This is a genomic window from Kitasatospora sp. NPDC023385 (genome assembly GCF_055664045.1).
Map to the genome: position 1 here is coordinate 133553 of NZ_JBVOOL010000004.1, position 25979 is coordinate 159531.

Sequence of the window (25979 nt, forward strand, 5' to 3'; positions counted from 1 at the left end):
CGGCGAACCGGTCACCCCGCCGCCCGGGCAACGCGTCGATCGCGAGCACCTCCACCTCGCCGTCGACCACGGTGACCCGTCACGGGTGACCCAGCGGCCAGCCGGCCGGTGCGGCCCGCAGCCAGGTGACGGCCGGCCGGACCGTCCGCGGGAGCGGCAACCAGCCAGGCCTCACCGTCCGTCCCAGTCGAAGGACAGCGCCGGTCGCTCGCGGATCAGGGCACGGATAGCCGGTCCGCCGTCAAGGCAGAGCGGCGTCCATCACCTGCAGGGGCCCGTTCTGCTGCTCGGTGTACTGGTGTAGGACGCTGATGGGGCTCCGTCGACGGAGCCGGCGAAGTAGGAGCCGGCCCCACAGGCGCTGTGCGCGCAGGTAGTGCTGTAACAGGTCGGGGAACTCCTGGCGGAGCCTGCGAGGGCTGACGCCCTTGAGGAGGTGACCGGACTGATCCTCACCCATCCCGATCACCGATCCGAAAGTCAACGAGCGCCGCATCAGGCAACGTTCGCCCCGAATCAGCCCTTAGTACTGCAACCGCATCTGGGGTTGTGGCCTCGGCGTTTGTAGTGGGAGCGGCGGGCTCGGGCCTGGCTGCGTCGTCGGAAGCGTGACCAGTGCAGATGGTGCTCGTTGGTCTGGTGTCGGGGCGTGACGACGATGTGCCCGATCAACCGGCGGATCTCCGGGACACTGAGGGGTATGAGGTCTTGCTCGTCGTCCGCGCCGCCCCTTTTGCGGCTTCTGTGGCGCGGACGGCGGTCAAGTAGGCGAGGGCGGCCATGGCCAGGGTGATGTGCCGATACCACGCCCGGTAGAGCCTGACCTGGTAGTGGTCCAGGCCGCACTCGCCCTTCGCGACCTGGAAGCACTCCTCCACCGCCCACCGTGCCGCGGCTACTTTGACCAGGTCTTTCAGTCGGGACGTGGTCGGTCCGTAGCAGACGTAGTAGGCGACTTCCGTCGGGTCGCTGACGGATCGTCTGGCCAGGACCCGGTGCCCGAAGCCGTTCTCCCACACGGGTCGGATCGCGACACGGGACCAGTCGTAGATCCGCTCACCATGAGCGCCCGCTCCGCCGGACAGGCGCTTCCACGCCTGTCGGGGCAGGGCGGCGATCAACTGGTCCACCCGGGCATCGGCGCCGGCCGCGGTGACCACGGTGTCGTTGACCTTGGTCGCCAGCACATGAGCCACCCGCCGCTCCTCCAACCACACCCGCAGATGCTTGACCTGCCCGTATGCCTCGTCCGCGGTGACCCACGCGAACGGGATGCCGGCATCGATCGCGCGTTGCAGCATCCACTTGAAGTGCTCATTCTTGGTGGCGAACGGGATGTCGTCGTCGATCCCGGCTGCCTGGCAGCGCTCCCGGTCGTCCGTCCAGGACACCGGGAGGTAGAGCTCGCGGTCGATCAACGCCCGTCCCCTGGTGGAGGCGTAGGCCAGGAAGGTGCCGATCTGGGAGTTCTCGGTGCGGCCGGCGGTCCCGGTGTACTGACGCTGGACACCGGCGGACCTGGTGCCCTTCTTCAGGAAGCCGGTGTCGTCTCCGATCAGGACCGCGTCCTTGGCGCCCTCCTCGGCGCTCTCGTCGCCCTGGCGCCAGCCGCCGGGCGGGGTCCAGTAGCCGGTCCAGGGGCCGGGGCCGGTGTCGCGCAGGTGCATCAGCAGCCAGCCTGCCGGGTCGGTGACGAGGACCAGGACGCCTTCGAAGTCGTCGTCCGGACGGGCGGGGCGCTCCAGGTAGAGCGGGCGTCCGCACCGGTGGGCGCGCAGGATCTGCCGCAGTCGCTGGTAGTGGTCCAGTTCCATGTGGTGGCGCCAGTCGTGGGCCGTCTCGAACCGGAACTCGGTGTGCTCGGTGGGGTCGAGGCGAATGCGGGCCTGCTGCTCGGCGGTCAGCGTGCCGCCGTCGAAGACGTGGCCGACGACCGGGACCGGGTAGTCGGCGTCGGCCTGGGTGTGGATCACGGCGACCAGGCGGCGGCGGAGCAGCTGCGGGTACCGAGGTGGCACGCCGGCTGGGGCTCAAGCCGAACTGGCTGATCGACGTGGCCAACGCCGGTTGCGCCTCCTTCGTTCACATGCTCGAACTGGCCCGGCAGATCCTCACCACCACCGACGCCAGGACCGCGCTGATCTGCAACGCGCAGAGCGCCGCCGGCCAGCTGTTCACCCAGTCCGACGTCCGCCGGCTGGCCCAGGCCGCGATCCCCGGTGACGGCTGTGGAGTGGGGAACGTGACCACATCGGGGTCCTCTCCGGTGCTGAATGTGGTGACCCATCACATCGGCGACTACAGCGGAGACATGACCGCCGTGCTGGACGACGGTCGCAAGTACTGGGAGCCCGGCACATCCCAACTGCGGATAGGCTTCACCGAATCCGGCGTCGCAGAGGTCCTGGAACGCGGCAACCGCCTGGTGCCGAAGGTGGTCACGGAACTGTGCCGACGGCTCGGTCTCAGCACCACGGAGATCGACTTGCTGGTGACCAACCAGCCCAACCGCGCCTTCCTGCAGAACTGGCGGGAGGCACTGCGGCTACCGGCGGATCGGCACCCTGACACCTTCGACAGCTGCGGAAACATGTTCGGCGCGGCGATCCCCATCACCCTGGACCTCGCGATCCGTTCGGGACAGGTCAAGGATGGCGACCTGGTAGTGCTCGGCGGCTTCGCCCATGCGGGCGACTTCGCCGGTGCGGCCGCGATCCGATGGGGCGGATGAGGGTGGCGACCGGCTCGGGTTGAGTCAGGCCAACGGTGTTCCCGGCCCCGCGGTGTCGGGGTCGGGGTCGGCGGCGAGGTTCGGTTCACCGGTATCGCCGGCATCGATCGAAGCGGCGTTGCCCGCCTCCGACACCACGGTCCACCTGGTGTGCTCGTTGGTGTTGCCGGTCCTCGCAACGACGTTGTCCCACTGGCCCGCATTCACCGCGTGATAGAGATAGTTGCCCCCGCCGAAGCTGTTCAGCAGCGCGATCCTGTCACTGTTCCGGACAACTCGCTTTCCGCCGACCGTCATGCCGGTAGCGCTGATGATGCCACGGAGGGTGATGCTGCCATCGGTCCTGATGCCCGTCGGGCTGATCTCGACCTTGGGGTATGTCACGTTCGGGTAGTGCGACTTGGCGACGAACGCGTCGGCCACGGAGATCTGGCCACCGCCCAGGGGGATGGTGATGTTCTTGCCTGCGGCCAGGGTCACGCCGTTGTTCGCGCTGAGGAGGCCGCTGACGTTGAGGGCACCCTTGGCGTTGAGGACGCCGCTGAGATTGAGGGTGGCCGCCGCCGCGGTGTCGAAACGGCCCGTCTTGAGCCAGATGTACCCGTCGGCCCCAGGGTCGACAGTGACGTTGGCGTTGGCCTGGATGGGCCCGTTCGTCGTCAGCGTCTTGCCGGCGGAAACCGTGATGTTCCCGCGCACGCTGATCGTGCCGGTGGCGAGCGTCGGATCCACCCAAGTGACCCTGAGCGTCTTGTCCTTGTCGATCGTCACATCGCCGGTGGCGAGGGTCTTGTCCGCCTTGACGGTGACGTTGCCGTTGGCTTGCACCGGCCCGTTCGTCGTCAGCGTCCCCGCCGCCGCCACCGTGACGTTGCTGTTGGCGCTCAGCGTGTTGACCACGACGTTGGGGGTGTTGACGGTCAGATAGGTGGTGAGGAAGTAGTCGTTCCCGTCGAGGGTCGCCTTCAGCGTGAAGTTGGCGTTGTCGTCCAGCACCGGCGACTTCCAGATCCGCCCCGCGAAGTTGCCCTGGACCGCGTCACTCGTCTCGGTCCCGTCCGCCTTCCGGTAGTACATCGTGTACGTGATCCTGTTGTCGGCCGGCGCATCCCACAGCAGATCCACGGTCAGGCCCCGGTTGATGACGGTCGTGCGAGGGCGCAGGCTCCGGAAGAAGAACTCGTCGTTCCCCTTCTTCACCTTCACCTGACCGGTGCGCTTCTGGTAGCTGCCATCCGCCCCCGTCGTCGACGTCGTCTCCTCGATGTCCAGGTCCACCGTCCCGATCGACGGATTCACCTCGATCCCCGACAGCGTGAACATGACCACCCACGTCCCGTCGAAGACCGCCGTCGTATCCGGCACGAACGAGAACACCGCCTTCATCGGATCCGTGGTGTCCCGATCGATCCACCACTCCGTCCCCTGCGCCTCACCATCCACCTTGCTCACCGCCGTGGTGATCAACGACGGCACGACCGTCAGATCCGACCCCGACGTCCCCGTCGGCACCTCGAGCGTGATCCCCTTGCAGTACACCTTGGGCGTGCCCTCCGGCAACCCCCGGCCGAAGCGCAGCACCACCGTCCCGTACTCCAACTCATGAATCGTGCTCACCCGCAACGGACTCGGCACCGTCTCCCGAGCCGGCTTGAGCAGATTCGTCTCCGCAGTGGATTCGACGGCAGTCACAGGTGTCCCTTCGAGGAGTGGCGAGCTGGCACGGTCGCGCCGGTCAACGCTTGTAGATCTTCAGGTTGTTGTCTCCGTCGCTGGTGTTCCCCCAGTAGGCGGTCGCCTTCCAGCCGCCGGGATTGCCGACGTTGTTCTTCGTGGTGGCGTTCAGCCGGACTCCGTGGTTGTCCTGCTGGATGTAGATGGGAGCGCCCGAAGTGACCACGTTGCCATCGGTCCTGATGCCCGTCGGGCTGATCTCGACCTTGGGGTGTGTCACGTTCGGGTAGTGCGACTTGGCGACGAACGCGTCGGCCACGGAGATCTGGCCACCGCCCAGGGGGATGGTGATGTTCTTGCCTGCGGCCAGGGTCACGCCGTTGTTCGCGCTGAGGAGGCCGCTGACGTTCAGAGCACCCTTGGCGTTGAGGACGCTCTCGGCATTGAGGACCCCCTTGGCGTTGAGGACGCCGTGGAGATTGAGGGTGGCTTCCGCCGTGGTGTCGAAGCGGCCCGTCTTGAGCCAGATGTACCCGTTGGCCCCGGGGTTCACCGTGACATTGGCGTTGGCCTGGACAGGCCCGTTCGTCGTCAACGTCCCTGCCGCCGCCACCGTGACGTTGCCGTTGGCCTGGATGGGCCCGTTCGCCGTCAGCGTCTTGCCCGCCGCCACCGTGACAGGCCCGTTCGCCGCCAACGTCCCCGCCGCCGCGACCGTGACGTTGGCGTTGGCCTGGATGGGCCCGTTCGCTGTCAGCGTCTTGCCCGTCGCCACCGTGACGTTCCCCTTGGCCTCCACCGGCCCGTTCGTCGTCAGCGTCCCCGCCGCCGCCACCGTGACGTTGCTGTTGGCGCTCAGCGTGTTGACCACGACGTTGGGGGTGTTGACGGTCAGATAGGTGGTGAGGAAGTAGTCGTTCCCGTCGAGGGTAGCCTTCAGCGTGAAGTTGGCGTTGTCGTCCAGCACCGGCGACTTCCAGATCCGCCCCGCGAAGTTGCCCTGGACCGCGTCACTCGTCTCGGTCCCGTCCGCCTTCCGGTAGTACATCGTGTACGTGATCCTGTTGTCGGCCGGCGCATCCCACAGCAGATCCACGGTCAGGCCCCGATTGATGACGGTCGTGCGAGGGCGCAGGCTCCGGAAGAAGAACTCGTCGTTCCCCTTCTTCACCTTCAGCTGACCGGTGCGCTTCTGGTAGCTGCCATCCGCCCCCGTCGTCGACGTCGTCTCCTCGATGTCCAGGTCCACCGTCCCGATCGACGGATTCACCTCGATCCCCGACAAGGTGAAACTGACCGCCCACGTCCCGTCGAAGACCGCCGTCGTATCCGGCACGAACGAGAACACCGCCTCGTTCGGATCCGTCGTATTGGGATCGACGAACCACTCCGTCCCCTGAGCCTCACCACTCACCTTGCTCACCGCCGTGGTGATCAACGACGGCTCCACGGTCAGATCCGCCCCGGACCGACCCGTCGGCACCTTCAGCGTGATCCCCCTGCAGTACACCTTCGACGTCCCCGACGGCAGGTCCCGCCCGAAGCGCAGCACCACCGTCCCGTACTCCAACTCGTCCATCGTGCTCACCCGCAACGGACTCGGCACCGTCCCCCGAGCCGGCTTGAGCAGATTCGTCTCCGCAGTGGGTTCGGCGGCAGTCACAGGCGTCCTTCCGAAATAGTGGCAGGGAGTACGGTCGCCACAACGCGGCTGCTGCGGCGACTGACCGGACCGCTGTCGGCGGTGGTCTCCTCGGTGATCTCGACGGCGGTGCTCTCGAAGCCGGGGTCCAGCTCGATCAGGAACGAGATGGCCCAGGTGCCGTCGAAGCGGGCGGGCTCCTCCGGCACGCAGGCGAAGACCGGGCCCGCCGGGTCGGTGGTGTCGGGCACGATCCACCACGCCTGGCCCTGCGCGCTGCTGCGCACGGACGGCACCGTGGTGGAGATGGCCACCGGCTGGCGCGCGAGGCGCCGGTCGCTGGTCGGGGCCGGCACGCGCAGCGTGATCCGGGTGCAGCGCACCGGCTGCTCGGCGGGCTTCTCAGCGCGGCCCTGGCCGTCCTCGCCGACCGTCAGGCGCAGTTGGTTGTAGCGCGGCGGGCCGTCGTCCGTGGTGGCCGGTCCGGGGGTGACGTCCACCTGGTAGGGCAGCAGCAGGGTCATCGGGTCGCTCCTTCGCCACCGGCGCGCGGGTGCAGTTGCAGGTAGCCGGCGCGGGCCGCCGGTACCGGGTCGTCGGGGTGTGACAGATCGTCGGCGGGCAGGATCGGCAGGTCGGTCCAGAGCGGCGGACCGTCGCCGGAGACCAGCGGCTCGGCCCAGCTCCAGGCGCCGTGCAGGACGCTGGGCTGCGGCATGAGGATGCCGTTGTCCGCGGGCTCGGGCTCGCCCGAGCGCCGCGTCGGCTCTCCCGAACGGACGGGCGCCAGCAGCGGGTTGAGGCGGAACGAAGCGCGGATCGCGGCCAGCGCCCGGTGGGTGGTGTCGGCGTCCACGGTGAGCGAGGTGACGGGGAGGATGTCGGTGGTGGCGTGCACGGCCGTGTGCGGGCAGGCGAGCAGGGTGAGGTACCGGGTGAGGGGGCGGTCGGCCGGGCGGGCCGGCATCGCGATCCCGGCTCCGGTACCGATCAGCGAGAAGTACGGCTCGTCGCCGGTCACTTCATAGGCCACGCTGTCCCGGCCCTGCACCGGCACGTGCAGCTGCCGGTACGAGGTCTGCTCGCCGGGCTCGGAGGTGTAGTAGCCGATCAGCCCGTCGGCGAGCCGCTCGTACGCCCCCAGTCGCACCGCCCACCGGTAGTCCGGGTACTCCTGCGGGTTCGGCTTCAGGGCCTCGTCCCAGGCGGGGTCGGTCAGCGGCGGGCCGAGCAGCTCCAGGCCGAGCCGGGCCCGGATCAGGGCGACCGGCCGACCGATCAGCCGGGCCGGGGTGCGGTCCTCCTCGGGCGCCGTCTCGGTGATCCGGCTCAGTGCCCGGTCGATGGTGTTCATCAGCAGGCCGAAGTCGTCGGCGTCGCGGCCGACCAGCTCCGCGGCGAAGCCGGCCACGTGCGGGTAGACGTCCGCGAAGTCGGCGGGCTCGTCGTAGCGGGCGTGCGGCAGCGAGTTCCAGGCGATCTCCCGGCTGCTCTGCGCCGTGTGGATCACTCGCAGCTCGCCCAGCGGGCTGCCGTCGGGGGCGTAGACCAGCAGGGTCTGGTCGAGGTGGTTGACCAGCAGCCAGCCCGCCACCGGGGTGTCACCGACCGGGTCGGGGGCACTGCTCACCGCCGCGAGCGGTCGGTCGTCGCTGTGGTGCACCGGTTCGAGCCGGATCCGGCTCTCCTGGAGCAGTCGGGGCGGCAGCTGGATGAAGCGCTGCGGCCCGGGCAGTGGCGAGAAGAGCGGCCGGTCGGGGTCGGGGGTGACGCTGGCCGCGCGGACCGGGTCGAACTGGGCGGGCTGCCCCTGCAGGGCGGTGACCAGCCGCAGGGCCTGGCCGAAGCGGTCGATGACGTGCAGCTCGGTGAAGTAGAACTGGCCGGCCCGCACCGGTTGGAACCGCTGCTCGCGGCGGTCCCCGGCGCCGTCCGGCACGTAATTGCTCTGCCCGACCAGGTCCAGGACACGCCGGTCGGTGGTGACCTGGGCGCTGCCGTCCTGCTGGACGAGCCAGTCGTTGAAGCCGTCCAGGGTCTGGGAGAGGATGTCGAGCTTGTCGAAGTCCTCCTGCAGCAGCTGCAGTTGACCCACCAGTTCGTCCGGTGCACCGGCCAGCTTGCGCTCGGCCTGCTGGCGCAGCACGTACGACAGGGCGGGGGTGAGGAAGGAGCGCCCGGCGAAGCTCGTCCAGCGGACGCCGCCCTCGCCGTCACCCTCGGGCACGTTGGTGCCGTTCCAGCGGTAGTCGCCGCCGTCGAAGGTCCAGTTGTCGCTGCCGCCGGCGCCGGTTCCCCCCGTACGGAACGGGGTCGCGCAGTACTTGATCCGCCACTGGAGGTACATCGGCAGCCAGGGCTGGCGCCAGACCCGGGTGTACTCGGGGAACGGGCCGTCGGTGAGCTCCGCCGGGCGCGCGACGAGGTCCTCCAGGGCGCTGCCGGTACGGGCGGCGCGGTCCAGCATGGCCAGTTCGGCGATCAGCGGTCGGCACAGGGCGGGCAGCCCGGTCAGGTCGGGGGCCGCCGGGTCGGACGCCGGCGTGACGTCCTCGCTGCCGATCCGCACCCGGGTCAGCAGCCGCGAGGGCAGCCGGCAGGGCAGCGGCTGGTCGTCCAGGCGGCCCAGCGGCTGGGTGGTGCCGGTGCCCTCCATCACCACCACCGGGTCGGCGGGCCGGTAGAAGGACGGCTGCGGTGAGCGCTTGAGCTCCTGGGTCTCGGGCAGTTCCCGGTCGGCGGCGAACCGCGCGATCCTCGCCGGCAGGCGGTCGGGGTCCTCGGCGTAGGGGAGCTCGGCACGCAGGGCTTCGAGGGTGCCCTGGAGGGTGGCGACCTGGCCGCTGAGCGTGGTGATCTCGGCGTTCCAGGCCGTCAGGTCGAAGTCGAACGGCTTGGGCCGCCGCTTCTCGGGCAGGTCGCGCAGCCACCAGAGGGACCACAACCGCCACTGCAGGCGGGCGAGTTCGGCCATGCCCTGGTCGTACTCGGTCTGCTGTGCGTTGAGGGCGTCCAGCCAGGCGGGTTGCGGGAGTTCGGGGGCCGGCTCGTCCGTGCCCTGCTCGGCGGGCCGGTTGACGACCTGCCAGAGGTGGCCGCCCTCGCTGCCGCTGAACCAGGAGCGGCGCATCACCTCGTCCAGGTCGATCGGACCGTCGGCGCTGTCCATCGCGCCGAGTTCGCCGTGGAACAGCGCCTTGACCAGGTCGCCGTCGCGGGCCGAACGCGTCTGCTGGGCGACCAGCGCGGCGGCCGCGTCCCCGGTGCTGTGACCGAGGGCGACCTTGGTCGAGGTGCCGTCCGGCCGGTCGGAGTCGGGGACCAGGCCCTCGCGGTCCCAGTCGACGCCCAGCGCGGCGCCGGCGTAGCGGGTGCGCACGATGGAGCCCGGCATACCGTCAGGAGCCGCCCAGCCCAGGGCTTCCAGGACGTCGGCGACGTCGGCGGGGTCGGCGTCGGGCGGCAGCAGACCGGGGATCCGGGCGGCCGTGTGCAGGATGTCGGCGTCGTCGTCGGAGTACCAGCCGACGACCGCGTAGCTGAGCGTCGCGGGCGGCGGGTAGTTGTCCACCGGCCCGCGCAGGTCCTGCAGGGTGTCCTGGAAGAGGAAGACGTTGCGGTGGTAGGGCGCGAAGGCGGCGAAGGCCGGCAGCCCGGAGCCGATCGCGGTCAGGAAGAGCGGCCGGGGCGCCGGGTCGTCCGCGCGGGGGTCGCTCCACGGTCCGGTGGCGAGGTTGTGCGCGCGGCCGATCCGGTCTGTGGTGACGGTGTCGGCGTACGGGTTCAGGTAGGAGTTGCTGCCGTCCCAGATCGGGTTGGAGTCGGGGCGCTGCGAGGAGAGGTAGTCGCTGTGCACCACCCAGCCGGCCACCGTGGGGGTGGCTGCGCCGCGCAGCGTGGCGTAGCGGACCACCAGCCACCGGTTGGGCACCAGCGGGAACCTGCTCTCGCCGCTGTCCGGGTCGAGGTAGCCGGTGGTCAGCGCCTCGGGGAGCTGCCACTGGAGGTGCACACCCTCGAAGTCGGTGCCGGTCCAGTAGTCCTGCATGTTCTCGTACGGCTCGGGTTCGCCGCTGGTCTTGAAGTCCTCGTTGAGCATCATGGTGAACATCGGCGACCAGCGCTTGAAGCGGTCCTTGTCGGCGCGGACCGCGCGGTTGGCCACCAGGGTGTGCAGCTCGACGGGCACGATCAGGTCGGTGTCGGTCATCGGCGCTCTTCCCCGGAGTTCAGTGTCGGCTGCGTGACGGTGATGCTGAGGTGGGGCGGGTTGGCGGCGTTCTCCCGGGAGGCGATCCGGGCGAGCTTGGCGCCGCCCTGGTCCTTGCTGAGCGCCACCGAGAGCTCGTCGCCGCTGTGTTGGCGCAGGTGCGCGGTGAGGTCGAACTCCAGCCAGGCCCAGGCGTCGACGGCGCCGACGTGCGCGGTGGCGACGGGAGCGGCCGACAGCGCGGGCCGGTCGGCCCAGGCGAGGGAGGCCTCGTCCCAGTCGTTGGCGGTGGCGTACGCCTGCAGGTCGAAGTCGCCCGCGTCCTGGGCGGCGGCGTAAACCCGCAGCAGGGCTGTGCCGATCTGCTCGGGCGGCGGGAGCTGGGTGGTGTCGAAGCGCAGGTAGGCGATCCGGGTGACGCTGCTGGTCGGGCCCTCGTTCTTGACCACCAGCGGGTCGGTGGAGCCGTTCGCGGCCGCCGAGCCGTACTGCACGAAGGTGTCGGCGACGCAGTCGCGGCGCACCGTGGGCGGCAGCAGCAACTGCTCCAGCGGCGCGTTGACCAGCTCCAGCGCGAACTGGCCGGACGTCAGGTCACCGGTGGGCCGGCAGGCGGCCGACAGGGCCCGCAGCAGGCCGCCGGCGCCACCGAGGTCCAGCACGTCCGGCTGGGCGTCGCCGCGGCCGGGGCGCAGGTAGTCGAAGACGGTGCCGGAGCCCGGGACGGCGGGGTCGGGGAACTCGGTGTCGGTCGGATAGCCGACCCGGCTCCCCGTCAGGTGCCGCAGGCTGATCCGCTCCTCGGAGTTGATGCCGAAGTGGATGCCCTGGCCCGGCTCGCGGATGGCGATCTGGTCCGGGACGGCGTCCCAGAGCACCAGCAGGACGTCCGGCGCGAGGTGGTCGCGGCGCAGCTCGCCCACCGGCTCGCCGTCGGCCGTGGTGGCGAGCAGGTCGAAGACGGGCCAGGCGCGCACGAGCTCGGAGTTCATCAGCAGGCCGGCCACCGGCAGCGCGCCGCCGGCCCGGCTCAGGCGCTCGGCGAGCACCGGGCTGAGGCTGCGGTCCAGCGTGGTGTGGGCGCCGACGTCGGCGGCGCCGGCGACCAGCGCGTGGATCCAGGCCGGGTCGATCCTGAAGGCCCGCAGGCTCTCGGGCGGCAGCATCCTCGGGTCGGGCACCAGATGGGCGAACGGCACGCCGTTGAGCAGGGCCAGGCGTTCCAGCCAGTCGGGCATGGTCGGCGTGTGGTCCTGGGCCACCGTCAGCAGCGACTGCTGGTGGCGCGGTTCGGCGAGCAGCGCGGGCGGGTCGAGCCGGGCCTGGCGCATCGCCGCTGCCGGGGGCGGGCCGTGGACGGCGGGGGCCCGCAGGGCCGCGACCAGGCCGCGGCCGAAGCCGGGCGCGGCCAGCTCGCGCAGGGCCGCGGTGCCGGCCGGCTCGTCCGGGTCGGTCATGGCGCGGGCCGGGTCGGTGGAGAGGGCCAGCAGGGTGGCCGCGCGGTTGGCCAACTCCCTTCGGGCCTGGACGACTTCGCTGCTGAAGTCGGGGTCGGCGAGGGCGATGGCGCGGCCCAGCGTCCAGGCGGCCGCGTAGCTGACGTCGAAGAGGCCGTACTCGCGGTCGTAGATCAGCGCGTGGTCGGCGGTGGTGTGCGGGCCCTCGACGGCTTCGACGGGCAGCGCGGGGGCGGTCAACGGGGTGAGCGGGCCGCGGTACCAGGCGTAGGTGTCCTCCCCCGCCAGGGTGCGGTAGGCCACGGCGGTGTAGCCGCGGTGCAGCCGGGTCCGCGCGTGCGTCACCTCGGGGGTGGTCGAGGGGTCACCGGTGGGCGCCAGCCGCAGCGCGAGGTTCTCCGGGTCGCTGTGTCCGGGGGCGACCAGGTTGCGCAGCAGGCCGGCCGGGTCGAGCGAGCCGTCGGGGTCGTTGGTGAAGGACCAGGACCACAGGGTGCACAGCCGCACCTTCTCGGTGCTGGGCAGGGTGCCGGGCGCCAGGCGGCCGAGCCAGCCCTCCAGCGAGACCAGGTGGACCGCGTAGCTGCCCGGGGTGCGCGGGAAGCGGTTGGCGGCCAGCACCGCGTACTCGCCCTCGGTCAGGATCTCCCCGTTGTCGCGGCGCTGCGGGGCGGTGTGCACGTCGCGCATGTGGACCAGGTGGAAGAGCTCGTCCTCGCGCGCCACGGTCGCGTGGAAGACACTGACCGGCAGGTCGATGGTGCGGCACGGGTTGCTGCCGTCGATCGCGCCGGACAGCTCCGGGCCGTTGATGCCCGCGCCGGGCTCGCGCAGTTCGCTGATCGGCCGGGTGGTGAACTCGCCCTGGGCGTCGGGGTCGTCGTCGAGCTCACCGGCGGCGAAGACCAGCAGCGCCAGCCAGGGGGCCTTGGCCGCCCGGCCCAGCAGCTGCCGCTCCCAGGGCAGGATGGCGCGGCTCAGGGTGAGGTGCGGCAGCACGTGGGTGTAGCGGCCGACCGCGCCGGCCGGCGGGAAGACGGCATGCACGGAGGAGGGGTCCAGCACGAACTGCGCCGCGCGGATCTCGTAGCTGTCCGAGGCCTTGGGCAGTTCGGCGTCGGCGTCGATCCGTTGGCCGTCCTTGGTCAGCCGGTGCTCGACGGTGACGGTGTAGACGCCGGCGGTGGCCTTGGGGTCGAGGTGGTCGTAGAACGAGACGTTGAGGTCGGGTCGGGTGGGCATCGCGGTCACCTCGCGGCTGCGGTCAGGAGCGGGGGGTCGGTCAGGGTCTTGCCGGCCTTCTCGGCGGACCGGGTCAGCGGGCCGTCGCTGCCCGGCGCGGCGCCGAGCCCGGCCAGCGCCTGGTGCAGCAGGGTGCGCTTGGCCGCGGTGGCCACCAGGGTGCTGGTGATCACGCCCACGCTGCCCTCGTCGGGGACGGGGGACTCACCAGCGACGGCGCCGTCGCGCAGCGGCATCCGGCTGGACGGCAGGCCCTCGACGTCCAGGGCCTTGGACGGGACATCGCCGACGCCGAGCTGCTTCGTCGGGCCGGGCACCTCGATCGTCAGTCCGGTCAGGCAGTCGTCCACCAGGCCGGGCCGGTTCAGGGCCTGGTCGGGGTTGGCCAGCGGCGCGCCCCACAGGGCCTGCGGCAGGCCCTCGGTGGTGGCGGTGACCGTCCAGCCCTCGGCCGCCCAGTCGTACCGGTTGCCCCGCTGGTCGAGGATCTCGACGACCTGCTCGCAGACGACGCCGGTCAGCCGCATCGGGCGGATGTCGATCCGGGCGTCCTCGCTGCCCGCGAAGGGCTTGTCGTTGAGGGTGATCCTGGAGGCCGGCAGCGCCGACTCCACGGACACCGTGAACCCGTCGATCCGTACCAGCTCCGGCAGTTCGGCGGTGCTGCGCGCCTCGGACTCGTTCTTGTCGATGTCCGGCAGCTCGCCGCCCTGCTTGAGCGCGGTGCGCGAGGGCGCGGGCAGCTGGAGCTGGAAGTCCTCCCAGGGCACCGGCGGCGCGCCCTCGCGGTCGGCGCCGAAGCCGAAGGTGAAGGAGAAGAACCAGACCTTCACCTTGGCCCGCCCGCCGAACGGCGGCAGCCACAGCTGCAGGCTGACGCCGACCTCCACCGAGACCCGCACCCGGACGAAGAGCACCTTGACGGTGGCGGCGACCCCGACGCTCAGGCCGAGGGCGAGGTCGGCGTAGAACGGCTTCCACTGCACCAGCGCGTCGAGGTGGGCGGTGAACCAGGCCCGCAGGTTGATGCCGTGGCCGTTGTCGTAGACGGCGGCCAGCGCCCCGCCGATCATGAACGCGCCGTCGGTCAGCGCCGCGTAGGCCTGGGCCTTGATGGTCACCGGGCCGAGCTCCCAGAGCCAGCCGACCCGCGGCGGCCTCGGGTAGTGCGCGGGGACCTTGAACTGCGGGTGGTAGCCACCTGCCGAGAGCACGAAGCCCTTGCCGATCCCGCCCGGCAGGTTCTTGCCCCACACATAGAGCGAGACGCCGCCGGTGAGCTGCGCGCGCGGGTCCAGGATCCAGGAGCCCTTGGCGATCACGGTGTCCATCGAGAAGCGGCCGAGCGCGGAGTCGTAGACGTAGACGAAGTCGACGATCACCTTGCCGAGGCAGAGCGAGTTGACGGCCAGTGGCGCCCCCGCGAAGGCGTCGCTGGAGGTCGGCAGCTTGGGCGGCAGCATCAGCGTGGTGCTGCCCGCGAGCATCACCTTCCAGCCCGCCTCGCCCCACTCGACCAGGGCCAGCGCCCGGGCCTGGATGATGCGGTAGACGGTGAACTCCATGCCGCCGGCCACCCAGTACTGCCCGCGCGCCGGCGTCACCCAGCCACCGGCGCCGACCAGTTCGTTCAACGCCTGGGCCGGGGTCTTCTTCTCCTCGCCGTCCCGCGCGCCCAGGCGCTGGATCAGCGGGAAGGTGCCGATCTCGCCGGTGGTGGGGATGCGTACGGTGCTGTTGATGCCGAAGCCGAGCACGACGCCGGTGAAGGTGACCGGGCCGATGCTGAACAGGCCGTTGACCATGGTCTTGCCGGCCACGAACTCGGCGTAGGCGAAGATCGAGTCCCAGCCGTCCTTGTGCTTGGCCCAACTGCCGGTCAGCTGCATGACGAAGAGGTCCATGAGCTCGATCCGACCCGCGGCGCCGAACGCCAACTCGTAGTCGGGGCCCAGGTCCACCCGGGTGAACGCTCCGGAGATCAGCACCTTGGGCGGGCCGGGGCGCTCCAGCGCCAGGCTGGCGCCGCGCAGCACCGGCCTGACCTTCCAGTCCTTGTCCACCCCGAGGCCCAGGCCCAGCAGCTCGATGGTCAGTGGGCCGATCGCCATGGTGGCGTCGAAGGCGATGAACAGCTGCCCGTGCGCATAGCCCAGGGCCGCGTGGCTGAACCGCACCGGGCCCAGCGCGTACCCGTCGAGGCGGCGCGCCTCCTCCTCGGCCCGCTCGCGGCCCAGCACCACGTCGCCGCCCTGGCCGAGCACCGGGAACTCCCGCTCGGCGGGGTAGACCAGGTCCAGCTTGCCGCCCTCGAAGCCGAGTTTCGCCCAGATGACGGCCGTCTCGGGCTCGAAGTCGCCGGGGAGCAGGACCGGCAGCAGGCCGGCGGCCGTCGGGTCGGCGGAGGCGACGGCGGGGTCGGTGGCGAACTCGGCCAGCAGCTTGTTCAGCTCGACCACCTCGGCCGCCGTCCAGCTGCGCGGGGGCGCGCCCCTGGTCATGCAGGCCCAGGCGAACTGAATGTCGCTGACGGTGACCTCGCGGTCCGGGTCGGTCAGGTCGATGATCGGCAGGTCCGAGGCCTTGGCCTGCACCGTGCCGCGCACCGCCACCAGGAAGCGGCGGCGCTGGGGTTCGTTGGCGGGCTGGACGGCCAGCATCCAACCGAAGAAGGACGAGGTCGCGGCGATCACGATCTCGAAGGTCCGGAAGTTGAAGCGCAGGCCCACCGAGTAGAGGCGCGGCATCAGTTGCTCAGGGAGCACGGCGGTCACCAGGTCCGCGCCCAGGCCGAGCATCAGGTCCGAGGCCGGAACGCCGTCCTCGTCGCTCCAGCGGGCGGTCAGCGCGACCGGCGGCACCGGGCCGGTCGGCATCGGGATGCTGAACTCCATGTCGAACCCGGTGGGCAGGGTCAACGACAGGCGGGGGAAGCGGAAATGCACCTCGGGCTTCTTCAGGTCGATGTCGAAGCCGAGTCCGGGCAGGCCGAGCGAGATCCCGCCGCCGAGCGTGAGGCGGGCGTTGAGGACCAGGCGCAGCACCCAGTCCGTGCCGAAGTCCCAGTCCGGCTCGTCCAGGGCCGGCCAGGACAGGCCGATCCCCGAGAGCGTCAGCGGCCCGATCTCCAGGTCCGGGAACTCCAGCCAGCTCAGGTCGGGGGGCGTGAGCGGCGGCGGCCAGGGCATCCCCCACGCCGCGCCGGGACGGCCGGGGAGCCGCCAATCCACGTCCAGCGACCAGCCCTGGCGGCCGCCCCCGCCGCCGGAGGATTCCCAGGTGAGGGTGGGCCACCAGCCCTCCAGCCCGCCGGGGAAGGTCCCGATCCAGCCGTTCAGCAGGTCCAGCTGCGGTCGGCTGAGGCCGGATCCGAGCCCGGCCAGGCTGATCCCGTTCAGCAGGAAGTCGGGCAGGTCCGGGAGCAGGTCCCCGATGAACGGCAGCTTCGAGAGCAGGGCATTGAGGCCCCTGAGACCCAGCAGCGCGACCTTGCCCCAGCCCTCGGGGCCCGACAGCGGCGGCAGGCCGCCCAGTACGAAGCGCAGCCACCCCGACTCGCCGGTCAGTTCGAAGTCGCCGACGTTCAGGTCGAACCGCAGTCCGAGGGAGGGCAGTTCCGGATTGAAGAGGTCCGGCAGCGAGGGCAGTGAGACGTCGAAGAGGGCGAGCAGGTCCCGCAGCCGCTTGCCTCCCCCGCCGCCACCGGCGCTGTCCCACCAGCCGGTCAGCACCCCGAGCTCCGGCAGCCCGGGGAAGCCCGGGAGTTGGGGCAGCCCCGGTCCCTTGGGCACCGTGAAGGTCAACTCCAGGTCGCCCAGCGGGAGGCTGATCGACGGCAGACGCGGAATGACCGAGAACCCACCTGCGTCCGGAAGATCCGGGAGCGAGAAGTCGAAACCGACGTCGGGGAGTTTCAGGTCCAGCCAGCCCAGCTTGATCGACAGGCGGAAGTACAGCCCCAGACCGCTGCCGCCACCCCCGCCGCCTCCGCCGGAGCCCGCCAGCGGCCAGCGCAGGCCGAAGCCGGAGAGCGTGAAGCGCCCCAGCTCCAGGCTGGGGAAGCCAGGTGCCCAGCCGACGTCCGGCACCGTCAGCCGCACCGCCCACACCTGCCGCTCCTGGGAGGGCACTTGGTAGCAGGCCCCGACCCAGACGCCTGCCGCCAGCGCCTGCACCGGCAGCGACGGCCACCAGTCGGTGCCGCCGACGGCCGCCGCCACCGCCGTGTTCACCGCCGTGCCCTGCGCCTCGGTGAGCGGGCCGGCCAGCACCATCGCCTCGACGCCGTGCACTCCGATCAGCTCGCCGTCGGGGATCTCACCGCCGATGTACGGCAGTTGGCTGAGCAGCGCGCCGCTCTCCCTGACGCCGATCAGGGCCACCAGCGGCCCACCGATCGCGGGCGCGGCGAATACCAGCCGCAGGTGCTCGGTCTCCGCCCCGATGACCACCCGACTGTTCGTCAGGTCGTACTGCGCCAGCAGTGCGCGCACCTCGGCCAGGAACGCCTGCGGCACCCCGGAGAGGTCCAACTCCCAGGCCTCGGCGAGCTCGACCAGCCCCACCGCCACCTCGATGCCGGCCTTCAGCCGCGTGACGTACTGCCGCGCCGCGTCCGCCAGGAACTCCAGGCGCAGCAGGGCCTGACGCCCGTTCAGCAGCGCGGCCGTGCCGGTCACGGTCAGCTCCGCACTGACGGCCTCCGTCACCCGCAGCACGAACTCCTTGCCCGCGCCGAACAGTTGGTAGAGCTCCGGGACTTCGATCGCATCCAGGGGCAGGACGAAGTCATCGCCCGGGGCGGGGAAGTTCGCGAGCAGGTCAGCGACAGCCAGGGCCATGGGAACGGAGATCCTCTCGTGCGCGACGGCGGGAGGCACGTGCCGGGGGCATCCGCCCCGGCGCGCCGAAGCGGGCGCGCCATCGGAGCCAATACACCGAGTGATGTGACCACGACGCAACGTCCTGGCGACACCCCACGGACGGAACGCCACCCAGAACTCGCCAATCATGCGGAACGCATCACACCGGCAGTCACTCCGTGATAAGGATCGCACACGGAATGATTTCCGTTCGGGCACCACACCGGCCGAGCCGCGCCTGCCCCAGGCGGCAGCCGTAATTCGTTTGACCCGGCCACGGGTCGCCGCTGCACTGTGGCGGGACACCACGCGTCGTGGTGCCGGTATGCCGAGGGGGCAGCAGTAGCGCAGATCCGTTCCACGACCGTCCAGGACCACGACGTCTTCGTCGACACCGTGCATGCCGCGTTCGGGCTCTTCCGGGAACCCACCGCCGATGGCCGCGGGGTCCTGTGGGCGGCGTACGAGATGGACCGCGGCGTGCTCGCCGTGACGGCGGACGGGCGCCCGGTCGGCACCGCCGGTGCGTACTCCTTCGAGCTCACCCTGCCCGGCGAGGTCGTCGTCCCGGCCGCCGGGGTGACCGCCGTCGGCGTCCCGGCCTCGCACCGGCGCCAGGGCGTGCTCAGCGCGATGATGCGCCATCAGCTCACCGAGCTGCGCACCCGCGGCGAGTTCCTCTCCGTGCTGCTGGCCTCCGAGGCCCTGATCTACCGCAGGTTCGGTTACGGACCGGCGACCTAAACGCGGAAGTTGACGGTGCCGCGCCACCGGGCCGCCTTCGCCCTCCCCCGCGCGGGCGACGCGGCCGACGCCCCGGCTGCCGGCTCGGTCGAGCTGCTGCGGCAGGCCGAGTGCGGCGAGATCCTGGAGCAGGTCTACGACCGCTACCGCCGTGCGCAGCCCGGCGCGCTGTCCCGGCCGCACCGCTGGTGGGCGGCGGGCGCGGGGCAGCCCCCGGTCTCGCCGGCGCCGCGCTACGTCGCCGTCCACCGGGACGCCGACGGCGTCCCGGACGGGTACGCCAGCTACTCGATCGCCGCCGAGACCCTGACGGTCGACGAGACCATCACCACCGACGACGCCGTCTTCACCGCGCTGGCCCGCTTCGTGCTCGGACACGACCTGGTCAAGCAGGTCCTGTTCAAGCACCTCCCGCCCGAGAACCCGCTGCGCTGGCAGCTCGCGGACTTCCGGGCGGGCCAGCTGACCGACGAGACCGACTGGCTCTGGGTGCGGCTGCTGGACATCCCGCGGGCGCTGACCGCGCGCGGCTGGTCCACCGACGGCGAGCTCGTCCTCGACGTCGACGACCCGTTCCTCGGCGAGCACGGCCGCTACCCGCTGACCGTCCGGGACGGCAAGGCCGACTGCGTCCCGACGGACCGGGAGCCCGACCTGTCGCTGGACGCCGGCGACCTGGGCTCGGTCTACCTCGGCGGCACCGCCCCGAGCACGCTCGTGCGCGCCGGACACATCCGGGCCCACCGCCCGGGCGCGGCCGCCCTCGCCGACGCCCTCTTCCGCGCCGAGCGGACCCCGCACTGCCTGCACTGGTTCTGACCGGGCGGGCGGGCCGTCCCGCACGGCCGGACGGCCCGCCCCCCTGCGGCGGTCGGCGGGCTCTCCAGCGGGGCGATCAGCCCCTCCAGGTAGTCCAGCGCCCGCTCACGGGGCTCCGACCTGCCGAAACGATGGGCGAACCGAGCATGGAGCCCGGCTATCCCATCGGACCACGACTCGACCCCGCTCGTGCCGCCTCAGCGCCGGCCACTTCTCCGCCAACACCGTGCGCCGGCGGATCGAGGCCTGCCCTCACGGTGGGTGTTAGCGCTAACATCTGCAGGGTGGCAACTGAAGCGGTCGGCACAGAGGCGCGGCAGCCGGTGATGGCGGACGTCGCGAAGCTGGCCGGCGTCTCCCATCAGACGGTGTCCCGGGTGCTCAACGGCGCCCCGCATGTGCGGTCCGGCACCCGGGAGCGGGTGCTCGCCGCGATCCGCGAACTCGACTACCGGCCGAACTCGGCGGCCCGCACCCTGGTCACCCGCCGCTCCCGGACCCTGGGCGTGGTCAGCTTCGGCTCCACCCTGTACGGGCCCGCCTCGACGCTCGACGGCATCGAACGCGCCGCCCGCACCGCCGACTACGTCGTCAGCGTCGCCGGCCTGCGCTCCCTGGACAGCCGATCGGTGCAGGAGGCCGTGGACCGGCTGCGCGACCAGGGCGTGGAAGGTGTCGTGGTGATCGCCCCGCAGATCTCCGCGGTCGACGCCCTCGCCGGACTGTCCAGTCCGGTACCGGTGGTCGCGGTCGGTTCCGGTAGCCGGTCCCGGGTGCCGACGGTGTCGTTCGACAACCGGGCCGGCGCCGAGGCCGCCACCCGCAACCTGCTCGACCTCGGCCACCACACCGTGCACCACCTCGCGGGGCCGCCCGGCTGGACGGAGAGCGGCGACCGCCAGGACGGCTGGCGGCAGGCCCTGGAGGCCCGGGGTGCCCGGGTGCCGCGGGTCGAGAACGGCGACTGGAGCGCCCGCTCCGGCTACCGGGCGGGCCGCCGGATCGCGCACGATCCGGAGGTCACGGCCGTCTTCTGCGCCAACGACCAGATGGCCCTCGGCCTGCTCCGCGCCCTGCACGAGGCGGGCCGCGCCATGCCGGGCGAGATCAGCGTGATCGGCTTCGACGACATCCCCGAGGCCGCGTACTTCACCCCGCCGCTCGCCACCGTGCGGCAGGACTTCGGCGAACTCGGCCGCCGCGCCCTCGAACTCCTCCTCGACGAACTCGCCGGCGTCGCCCACACCGGCGACCACGTGCAGATCTCTCCGGAGATGGTCCTGCGCCGCAGCGCCGGCCCCGCCCGCCGCGCCTGACGCCGCGCCCGACCGCGCCTGACGCCCCGCCCGCCGCGCCCGACCGCGCCATCCGGGCGCCGTCCGGTGTGCGGTGTGCGCTGTGTGCGGCGGGGAGTCACTCCCGCAACGGCACAACTCCCATCGAACCATCCGAGTTGATGGTGCCTCGGATCGCGGCCGACGGGGCCGGTCAAGATTGGGTAACGGGACGCGAGGGCCTTGCCGGTGTGGATTGTTAGCGTTAACAATCTGTGTCGAGCGAAGCGGCGCCGATACCTCGCGTTCACGTGACCGGTGCCGTTCGCGCGATCGACGATCCCGAGAGGAAGTCCCCACCATGTCCAAGAGAGCTGCGGCGGCCCTTGTCGCCGGTGCGATGGTCACCGTCCTCACCGCGTGCGGTTCCGGCGGTGGTGGGGGCTCGGCCGCCGGCGGTGCGGGCCACAAGCTCGTCGTGGGCTTCTCGCAGGTCGGCGCGGAGAGCGGCTGGCGCACCGCGAACACCAAGTCGGTCCAGGAGTCCGCGAAGAAGGCGGGCATCGAGCTGAAGTTCTCCGACGCGCAGCAGAAGCAGGAGAACCAGATCAAGGCGATCCGCTCGTTCATCCAGCAGAAGGTCGATGTGATCGCCTTCTCGCCGGTGGTCGAGTCGGGTTGGGACACCGTGCTGAAGGAGGCGAAGGACGCCAAGATCCCGGTGATCCTCACCGACCGGGCGGTGGACTCCAAGGACGACTCGCTGTACGCCTCCTTCCTCGGTTCGGACTTCGTCGAAGAGGGCAAGAAGGCCGGCGACTGGCTGGTGAAGGAGTACCAGGGCAAGTCCGACGACGTGAACATCGTCGAACTGCAGGGCACCACCGGTTCGGCGCCGGCCAACGACCGCAAGGCGGGCTTCGGCGACGTGATCAAGGCGGACGCGAAGTTCAAGGTGGTGGCCTCGCAGACCGGCGACTTCACCCGGGCGAAGGGCAAGGAGGTCATGCAGGCCTTCCTGAAGGCCCAGCCGAAGATCGACGTGCTGTACGCGCACAACGACGACATGGCGCTGGGTGCGATCCAGGCGATCGAGGAGGCCGGCAAGAAGCCCGGCACCGACATCAAGATCATCTCGGTGGACGGGGTCAAGGACGCCTTCACCGCGATGAGCCAGGGCAAGATCAACGTCGACGTCGAGTGCAACCCGCTCCTCGGTGACCAGTTGATGGACCTGGCGAAGAAGGTCAAGGCCGGGGAGCAGGTGCAGAAGCGGATCAAGACGGACGAGAGCGTCTTCACCCAGGACCAGGCCGCCGCCGCGCTGCCGACCCGCCAGTACTGACCGGGCCCGCCGCCCGGGGAGCGTTCGGCGGAACGCTCCCCGGGCGGCCCGGGCTCGCACGAGGAGAGGAGAACCCGGGTGCGTCAGCAACCGGTCCTGGAAGTGCGGGGGATCCGCAAGGAGTTCCCCGGGGTGGTGGCGCTGGACGGGGTCGACTTCCGGCTCTTCCCCGGCGAGGTGCACGCCCTGATGGGCGAGAACGGCGCCGGCAAGTCCACCCTGATCAAGGTGCTGACCGGGGTGCACCCGGCGGACGGCGGCGAGGTGGTGCTGGCCGGGCAGCGGGTGCGGATCGCCGGGCCGCTGCAGGCCCAGCAGGCGGGCATCAGCACCGTCTACCAGGAGGTGAACCTCTGCCCGAACCTGTCGGTCGCGGAGAACGTCTTCATCGGCCGCGAACCGCGCCGCTTCGGCCTGATCGACTGGGCCGGCATGCGCCGCCGGGCCGCCGAGCTGGTCCGCACGCTGGAACTGGACATCGACGTCAGCGCGCCGCTGGGCAGCTACTCCATCGCCATCCAGCAGCTGGTCGCCATCGTCCGCGCGGTGGACGTCTCGGCCAAGGTGCTGATCCTGGACGAGCCGACCTCCAGCCTGGACCGCGACGAGGTGCAGCAACTCTTCACCGTCATGCGGCGGTTGCGCGACCAGGGCGTCGCCATCCTGTTCGTCTCGCACTTCCTCGACCAGATCTACGAGATCTGCGACCGGATGACGGTGCTGCGCAACGGCCGGCTCGAGGGCGAGTACCCGACCAGTGAGCTCAACCAGGTCGAACTGGTCTCCCGGATGATCGGCGCCGAGCTCGCCGGACTCGACCAACTCGCGGGCGGCAAGCGGCGCGAGCGCACCGCGCCGGCCACCGACCGGGCCTTCCTGGAGGCCGAGGGCCTGGCCCGCAAGGGCGCCGTCGAACCGTACGACCTCGCCATCCGCCCCGGTGAAGTGATCGGCCTGGCAGGCCTGCTGGGATCCGGCCGGACCGAGGCCGCCCGGCTGCTGTTCGGCGCCGACCACAAGGACCGCGGCACCGTGCGGATCAACGGCACCGAGACGGATCTGCGCAGCCCGCGCGACGCGATCGCCCACGGCATCGCGTTCTGCTCGGAGAACCGCAAGACCGAGGGCCTGGTCGGCGAGTTGACCGTCCGGGAGAACATCGTGCTGGCGCTGCAGGCGGCCCGCGGCTGGGCCCGTCCGCTGAAGCGCACCGTGCAGGACGAGCTGGCGCTGCGCTGGATCCGCGCGCTGGACATCCGCCCGGACAACCCGGAGGCGCTGGTCCGCAACCTCAGCGGCGGAAATCAGCAGAAGGTGCTGCTGGCCCGCTGGCTGATCACCGACCCCAAGCTGCTGATCCTGGACGAGCCCACCCGCGGCATCGACATCGGCGCCAAGGCCGAGATCCAGAAGCTGGTCGCGGACCTCGCCGACAAGGGCATGGCGGTGCTGTTCATCTCCGCCGAACTGGAGGAGGTGCTGCGGCTCAGCCACCGCGTCGGCGTACTGCGCGACCGCCGGATGGTCGCCCAACTGCCCAACGACGGCGAGCTCACCCCGGAGCGCGTCCTGGCCACCATCGCGAGCGGAGCGGAACAATGACCACGGCGCCGACCACCCCGGTGGCCAGGGCGGTGATCCGGCACCGGCTGTTCTGGCCGGCCGCGGTGCTGGCCGTACTGCTGCTCGCCAACCTCGCCTTCACCCCGGACTTCTTCGCCGTCCACCTCAAGGGCGGCCACCTGTACGGCAGTTCGATCGACATCCTGCACTTCGGCGCTCCGCTGATCCTGGTGTCGCTCGGCATGACCCTGGTGATCGCCACCGGCGGCATCGACCTCTCGGTCGGCTCCACCGTCGCCATCGCCGGCGCGCTGGCCTGCCGGCACATCAGCGAGGCCGCCGACCCGGCGAGCCTCGGCACGGTGCTCGGCGCGGTCGGCATCGCGCTCGGCACGGCGGTGCTGCTGGGCCTCGCGAACGGGGTGCTGGTGGCCCGGGTCGGCGTGCAGCCGATCATCGCCACCCTGATCCTGATGGTCGCCGGGCGCGGCGTCGCCCAGCTGATCACCGACGGCCAGATCATCACGATCACCAGCGAGCCGTACAAGCTGATCGGCGGCGGCTACTGGCTGGCGATGCCGTTCGCCATCCTGCTCAGCGGACTCGTCGCGCTGCTCACCGCGCTGCTCACCCGCTCCACCGCGCTCGGCCTGCTGCTGGAGTCGGTGGGCGGCAATCCGGTCGCCAGCCGGCTGGTCGGCATCCGGGCGATGCGCCTGGTCGGCCTGGTGTACGTGTTCAGCGCGCTGTGCGCGGCGGTCGCCGGACTGATGGTCTCGTCCAACGTCTCGGCGGCGGACGGCAACAACGCCGGCCTGTGGATCGAACTCGACGCCATCCTCGCGGTGGTGATCGGCGGGACCTCGCTCAACGGAGGGCGGTTCTCGATCGGCGGCACGGTCCTCGGCGCGCTGATCATCCAGACCCTCTCCACCACCGTCTACACCATCGGCATCCCGCCGGAGACCACGCTGGTCTTCAAGGCCTTCGTGGTGATCACGGTCTGCCTGGTCCAGTCGCCGAACTTCCGGGCCAAGCTCGGCCGACGCGGCGCCGGCCGCCGCAGCGATGCCCGGCCGATCCCTGCCACCACCACCAACCGGGAGGTCGGCGCGTGAACGCCAACACCCTGCTGACCAGAGTGCGCGGACAGATCCCGCTGCTGGTCACCTCCGTCCTGCTGGTGTCGATGTTCACCGCCGGCTCCGTGCAGTACGACGGCTTCTTCTCCGGGCAGGTGCTGCTCAACCTGCTGATCGACAACGCCTTCCTGCTCGTCGTCGCGGTCGGGATGACCTTCGTCGTGCTGACCGGCGGCATCGACCTGTCGGTCGGCGCGGTGGTGGCGCTGTCCACCATGGTCTCCGCCTGGCTGGTGGAGCGGCACGGCTGGCCGCCGCTGGTGGTCATCCCGCTGGTCCTGCTGATGGGCACGGCCATCGGCTGGGTGATGGGGTGGGTGATCCACACCTTCGAGATCCAGCCGTTCATCGTGACGCTGGCGGGCATGTTCCTGGCCCGGGGGCTGTGCTACACGATCAGCATCGAGTCGATCTCCATCACGGACCCGTCGTACACCGCGATGGCGCAGACCCGGATCCCGCTCGGAGACCTGTTCGTCTCGCCGAGCGTGGTGATCGCACTCCTGGTGCTGGCAGCCGGCTTCGTCGTACTGCACTACACCCGGCTCGGGCGGAACGTGTACGCGATCGGCGGCAGCGAGCAGTCCGCCCTGCTGATGGGCCTGCCGGTGGGGCGGACCAAGACCACCGTGTACGCGATCAGCGGCTTCTGCTCGGCGCTCGGCGGTGTGCTGCTGACCTTCTACATGCTCTCCGGCTACGGCCTGCACGCGGTCGGCCTCGAACTGGACGCGATCGCCGCCGTGGTGATCGGCGGCACCCTGCTCACCGGCGGCTCCGGCTACCTGCTGGGCACCCTGCTGGGCGTGCTGGTGCTGGGCCTGATCCAGACCGTCATCAGCTTCCAGGGCACCCTCAGCTCGTGGTGGACCAGGATCGTCATCGGCGGGCTGCTGTTCGTCTTCATCGTCCTGCAGCGCCTGATCACCGCCCGCCGCCGGTAACGCACCGACGCCGGACCACGCCGGACCACGCCGCACCAACGCCGCACCAACGCCGCACCACGCCCCATGGGGCCGGGTCGGCAGGTCAACTTCCCGTCAAACGCTGAGCAAGCTCTCGACAACGCCGTCACGTCGGGCGGCCGCCTCTGGTGAGGTGGGAAGCCAGGGCCGGACCAGGGGTTCGGGAAGCCGTCGGCACCGGGGGTTCGGTGCCGGCGGCCGGGTGCCCGCGAACCCCGTCAGGTCCGGTCCTGGGGCCGGCTGCGCACGCTGTGTGGGGCACAGCGAGCAGACTCCGCGCAGCCGGCCCCTCGCACAGCGGCGCCCAGG

General features: G+C 71.0%; 13 protein-coding genes and 1 pseudogene. 7 read left to right on the plus strand and 7 right to left on the minus strand.

Translation table 11 applies throughout. The features are described 5' to 3' along the window. Positions 1–668: 668 nt before the first annotated feature. Positions 669–1814: an IS701 family transposase gene (locus AC0B61_RS08750; protein WP_471740105.1), complete on the minus strand. Its 1146-nt coding sequence runs from the start codon at positions 1812–1814 to the stop codon at positions 669–671. Between the two features lie 197 nt (positions 1815–2011). Between AC0B61_RS08750 and AC0B61_RS08755 the strand changes: the two genes are divergently transcribed. After that, positions 2012–2731 (plus strand): 3-oxoacyl-[acyl-carrier-protein] synthase III C-terminal domain-containing protein, encoded by a 720-nt coding sequence (locus AC0B61_RS08755; RefSeq protein WP_471739901.1) that lies wholly within the window; start codon positions 2012–2014, stop codon positions 2729–2731. A 24-nt stretch (positions 2732–2755) separates the two neighbouring features. On the opposite strand, the gene AC0B61_RS08760 is transcribed toward AC0B61_RS08755, so the two are convergent. From AC0B61_RS08760 to AC0B61_RS08785, 6 genes are read right to left on the minus strand one after another with little or no spacing between them, the layout of a single operon-like run. Beyond that, positions 2756–4423, minus strand: a complete 1668-nt coding sequence (locus tag AC0B61_RS08760) for a hypothetical protein (RefSeq protein ID WP_471739902.1) — start codon at positions 4421–4423, stop codon at positions 2756–2758. A 43-nt stretch (positions 4424–4466) separates the two neighbouring features. Further along, the gene (locus AC0B61_RS08765; RefSeq protein WP_471739903.1) at positions 4467–6068 is read right to left on the minus strand and encodes a hypothetical protein; all 1602 of its coding nucleotides are present in this window, start codon (positions 6066–6068) and stop codon (positions 4467–4469) included. Next, entirely contained in the window at positions 6065–6571 is a 507-nt protein-coding gene (locus AC0B61_RS08770) for a hypothetical protein (protein WP_471739904.1), read from the minus strand. Before AC0B61_RS08770 ends, AC0B61_RS08765 begins: the two co-directional genes overlap by 4 nt. Beyond that, positions 6568–10257, minus strand: a complete 3690-nt coding sequence (locus AC0B61_RS08775; RefSeq protein ID WP_471739905.1) for a hypothetical protein — start codon at positions 10255–10257, stop codon at positions 6568–6570. The genes AC0B61_RS08770 and AC0B61_RS08775 overlap by 4 nt, the downstream gene beginning before the upstream one ends. Then, positions 10254–12956 carry a CBM96 family carbohydrate-binding protein gene (locus AC0B61_RS08780; protein WP_471739906.1) on the minus strand — a complete coding sequence of 901 codons (2703 nt, stop codon included), beginning with the start codon at positions 12954–12956 and terminating at the stop codon, positions 10254–10256. Before AC0B61_RS08780 ends, AC0B61_RS08775 begins: the two co-directional genes overlap by 4 nt. 5 nt (positions 12957–12961) lie before the next feature. Continuing rightward, on the minus strand, positions 12962–17797 hold the full coding sequence (locus AC0B61_RS08785) for a DUF6603 domain-containing protein (protein WP_471739907.1): 4836 nt from the start codon (positions 17795–17797) through the stop codon (positions 12962–12964). A gap of 315 nt (positions 17798–18112) precedes the next feature. Between AC0B61_RS08785 and AC0B61_RS08790 the strand changes: the two are divergent. From AC0B61_RS08790 to yjfF, 6 genes and pseudogenes are all read left to right on the plus strand, one after another. Next, positions 18113–19381, plus strand: a pseudogene (locus tag AC0B61_RS08790) (GNAT family N-acetyltransferase). Between the two features lie 284 nt (positions 19382–19665). Further along, a complete protein-coding gene (locus AC0B61_RS08795) occupies positions 19666–20697 on the plus strand; it encodes a LacI family DNA-binding transcriptional regulator (protein ID WP_471739908.1) in 1032 nt (343 codons plus the stop codon). 319 nt (positions 20698–21016) lie between these two features. Further along, positions 21017–22000, plus strand: a complete 984-nt coding sequence (locus AC0B61_RS08800; protein WP_471739909.1) for an ABC transporter substrate-binding protein — start codon at positions 21017–21019, stop codon at positions 21998–22000. Between the two features lie 78 nt (positions 22001–22078). Then, the gene (locus tag AC0B61_RS08805; protein WP_471739910.1) at positions 22079–23602 is read left to right on the plus strand and encodes a sugar ABC transporter ATP-binding protein; all 1524 of its coding nucleotides are present in this window, start codon (positions 22079–22081) and stop codon (positions 23600–23602) included. Beyond that, the gene (locus tag AC0B61_RS08810; protein ID WP_471739911.1) at positions 23599–24681 is read left to right on the plus strand and encodes an ABC transporter permease; all 1083 of its coding nucleotides are present in this window, start codon (positions 23599–23601) and stop codon (positions 24679–24681) included. The genes AC0B61_RS08805 and AC0B61_RS08810 overlap by 4 nt, the downstream gene beginning before the upstream one ends. Then, positions 24678–25649, plus strand: coding sequence for a galactofuranose ABC transporter, permease protein YjfF (yjfF, locus tag AC0B61_RS08815; RefSeq protein WP_471739912.1), 972 nt, complete (start codon positions 24678–24680; stop codon positions 25647–25649). Before AC0B61_RS08810 ends, yjfF begins: the two co-directional genes overlap by 4 nt. Positions 25650–25979: the final 330 nt, after the last annotated feature.

What these genes read in the sequence shown, in the direction of transcription:
- AC0B61_RS08800 (WP_471739909.1), top strand. Translation starts at nt 21,017, where the DNA reads ATGTCCAAGAGAGCTGCGGCGGCCCTTGTCGCCGGTGCGATGGTCACC.
- AC0B61_RS08780 (WP_471739906.1), bottom strand. Translation starts at nt 12,956, where the DNA reads ATGCCCACCCGACCCGACCTCAACGTCTCGTTCTACGACCACCTCGAC.
- AC0B61_RS08785 (WP_471739907.1), bottom strand. Translation starts at nt 17,797, where the DNA reads ATGGCCCTGGCTGTCGCTGACCTGCTCGCGAACTTCCCCGCCCCGGGC.
- AC0B61_RS08770 (WP_471739904.1), bottom strand. Translation starts at nt 6,571, where the DNA reads ATGACCCTGCTGCTGCCCTACCAGGTGGACGTCACCCCCGGACCGGCC.
- AC0B61_RS08775 (WP_471739905.1), bottom strand. Translation starts at nt 10,257, where the DNA reads ATGACCGACACCGACCTGATCGTGCCCGTCGAGCTGCACACCCTGGTG.
- AC0B61_RS08810 (WP_471739911.1), top strand. Translation starts at nt 23,599, where the DNA reads ATGACCACGGCGCCGACCACCCCGGTGGCCAGGGCGGTGATCCGGCAC.
- AC0B61_RS08750 (WP_471740105.1), bottom strand. Translation starts at nt 1,814, where the DNA reads ATGGAACTGGACCACTACCAGCGACTGCGGCAGATCCTGCGCGCCCAC.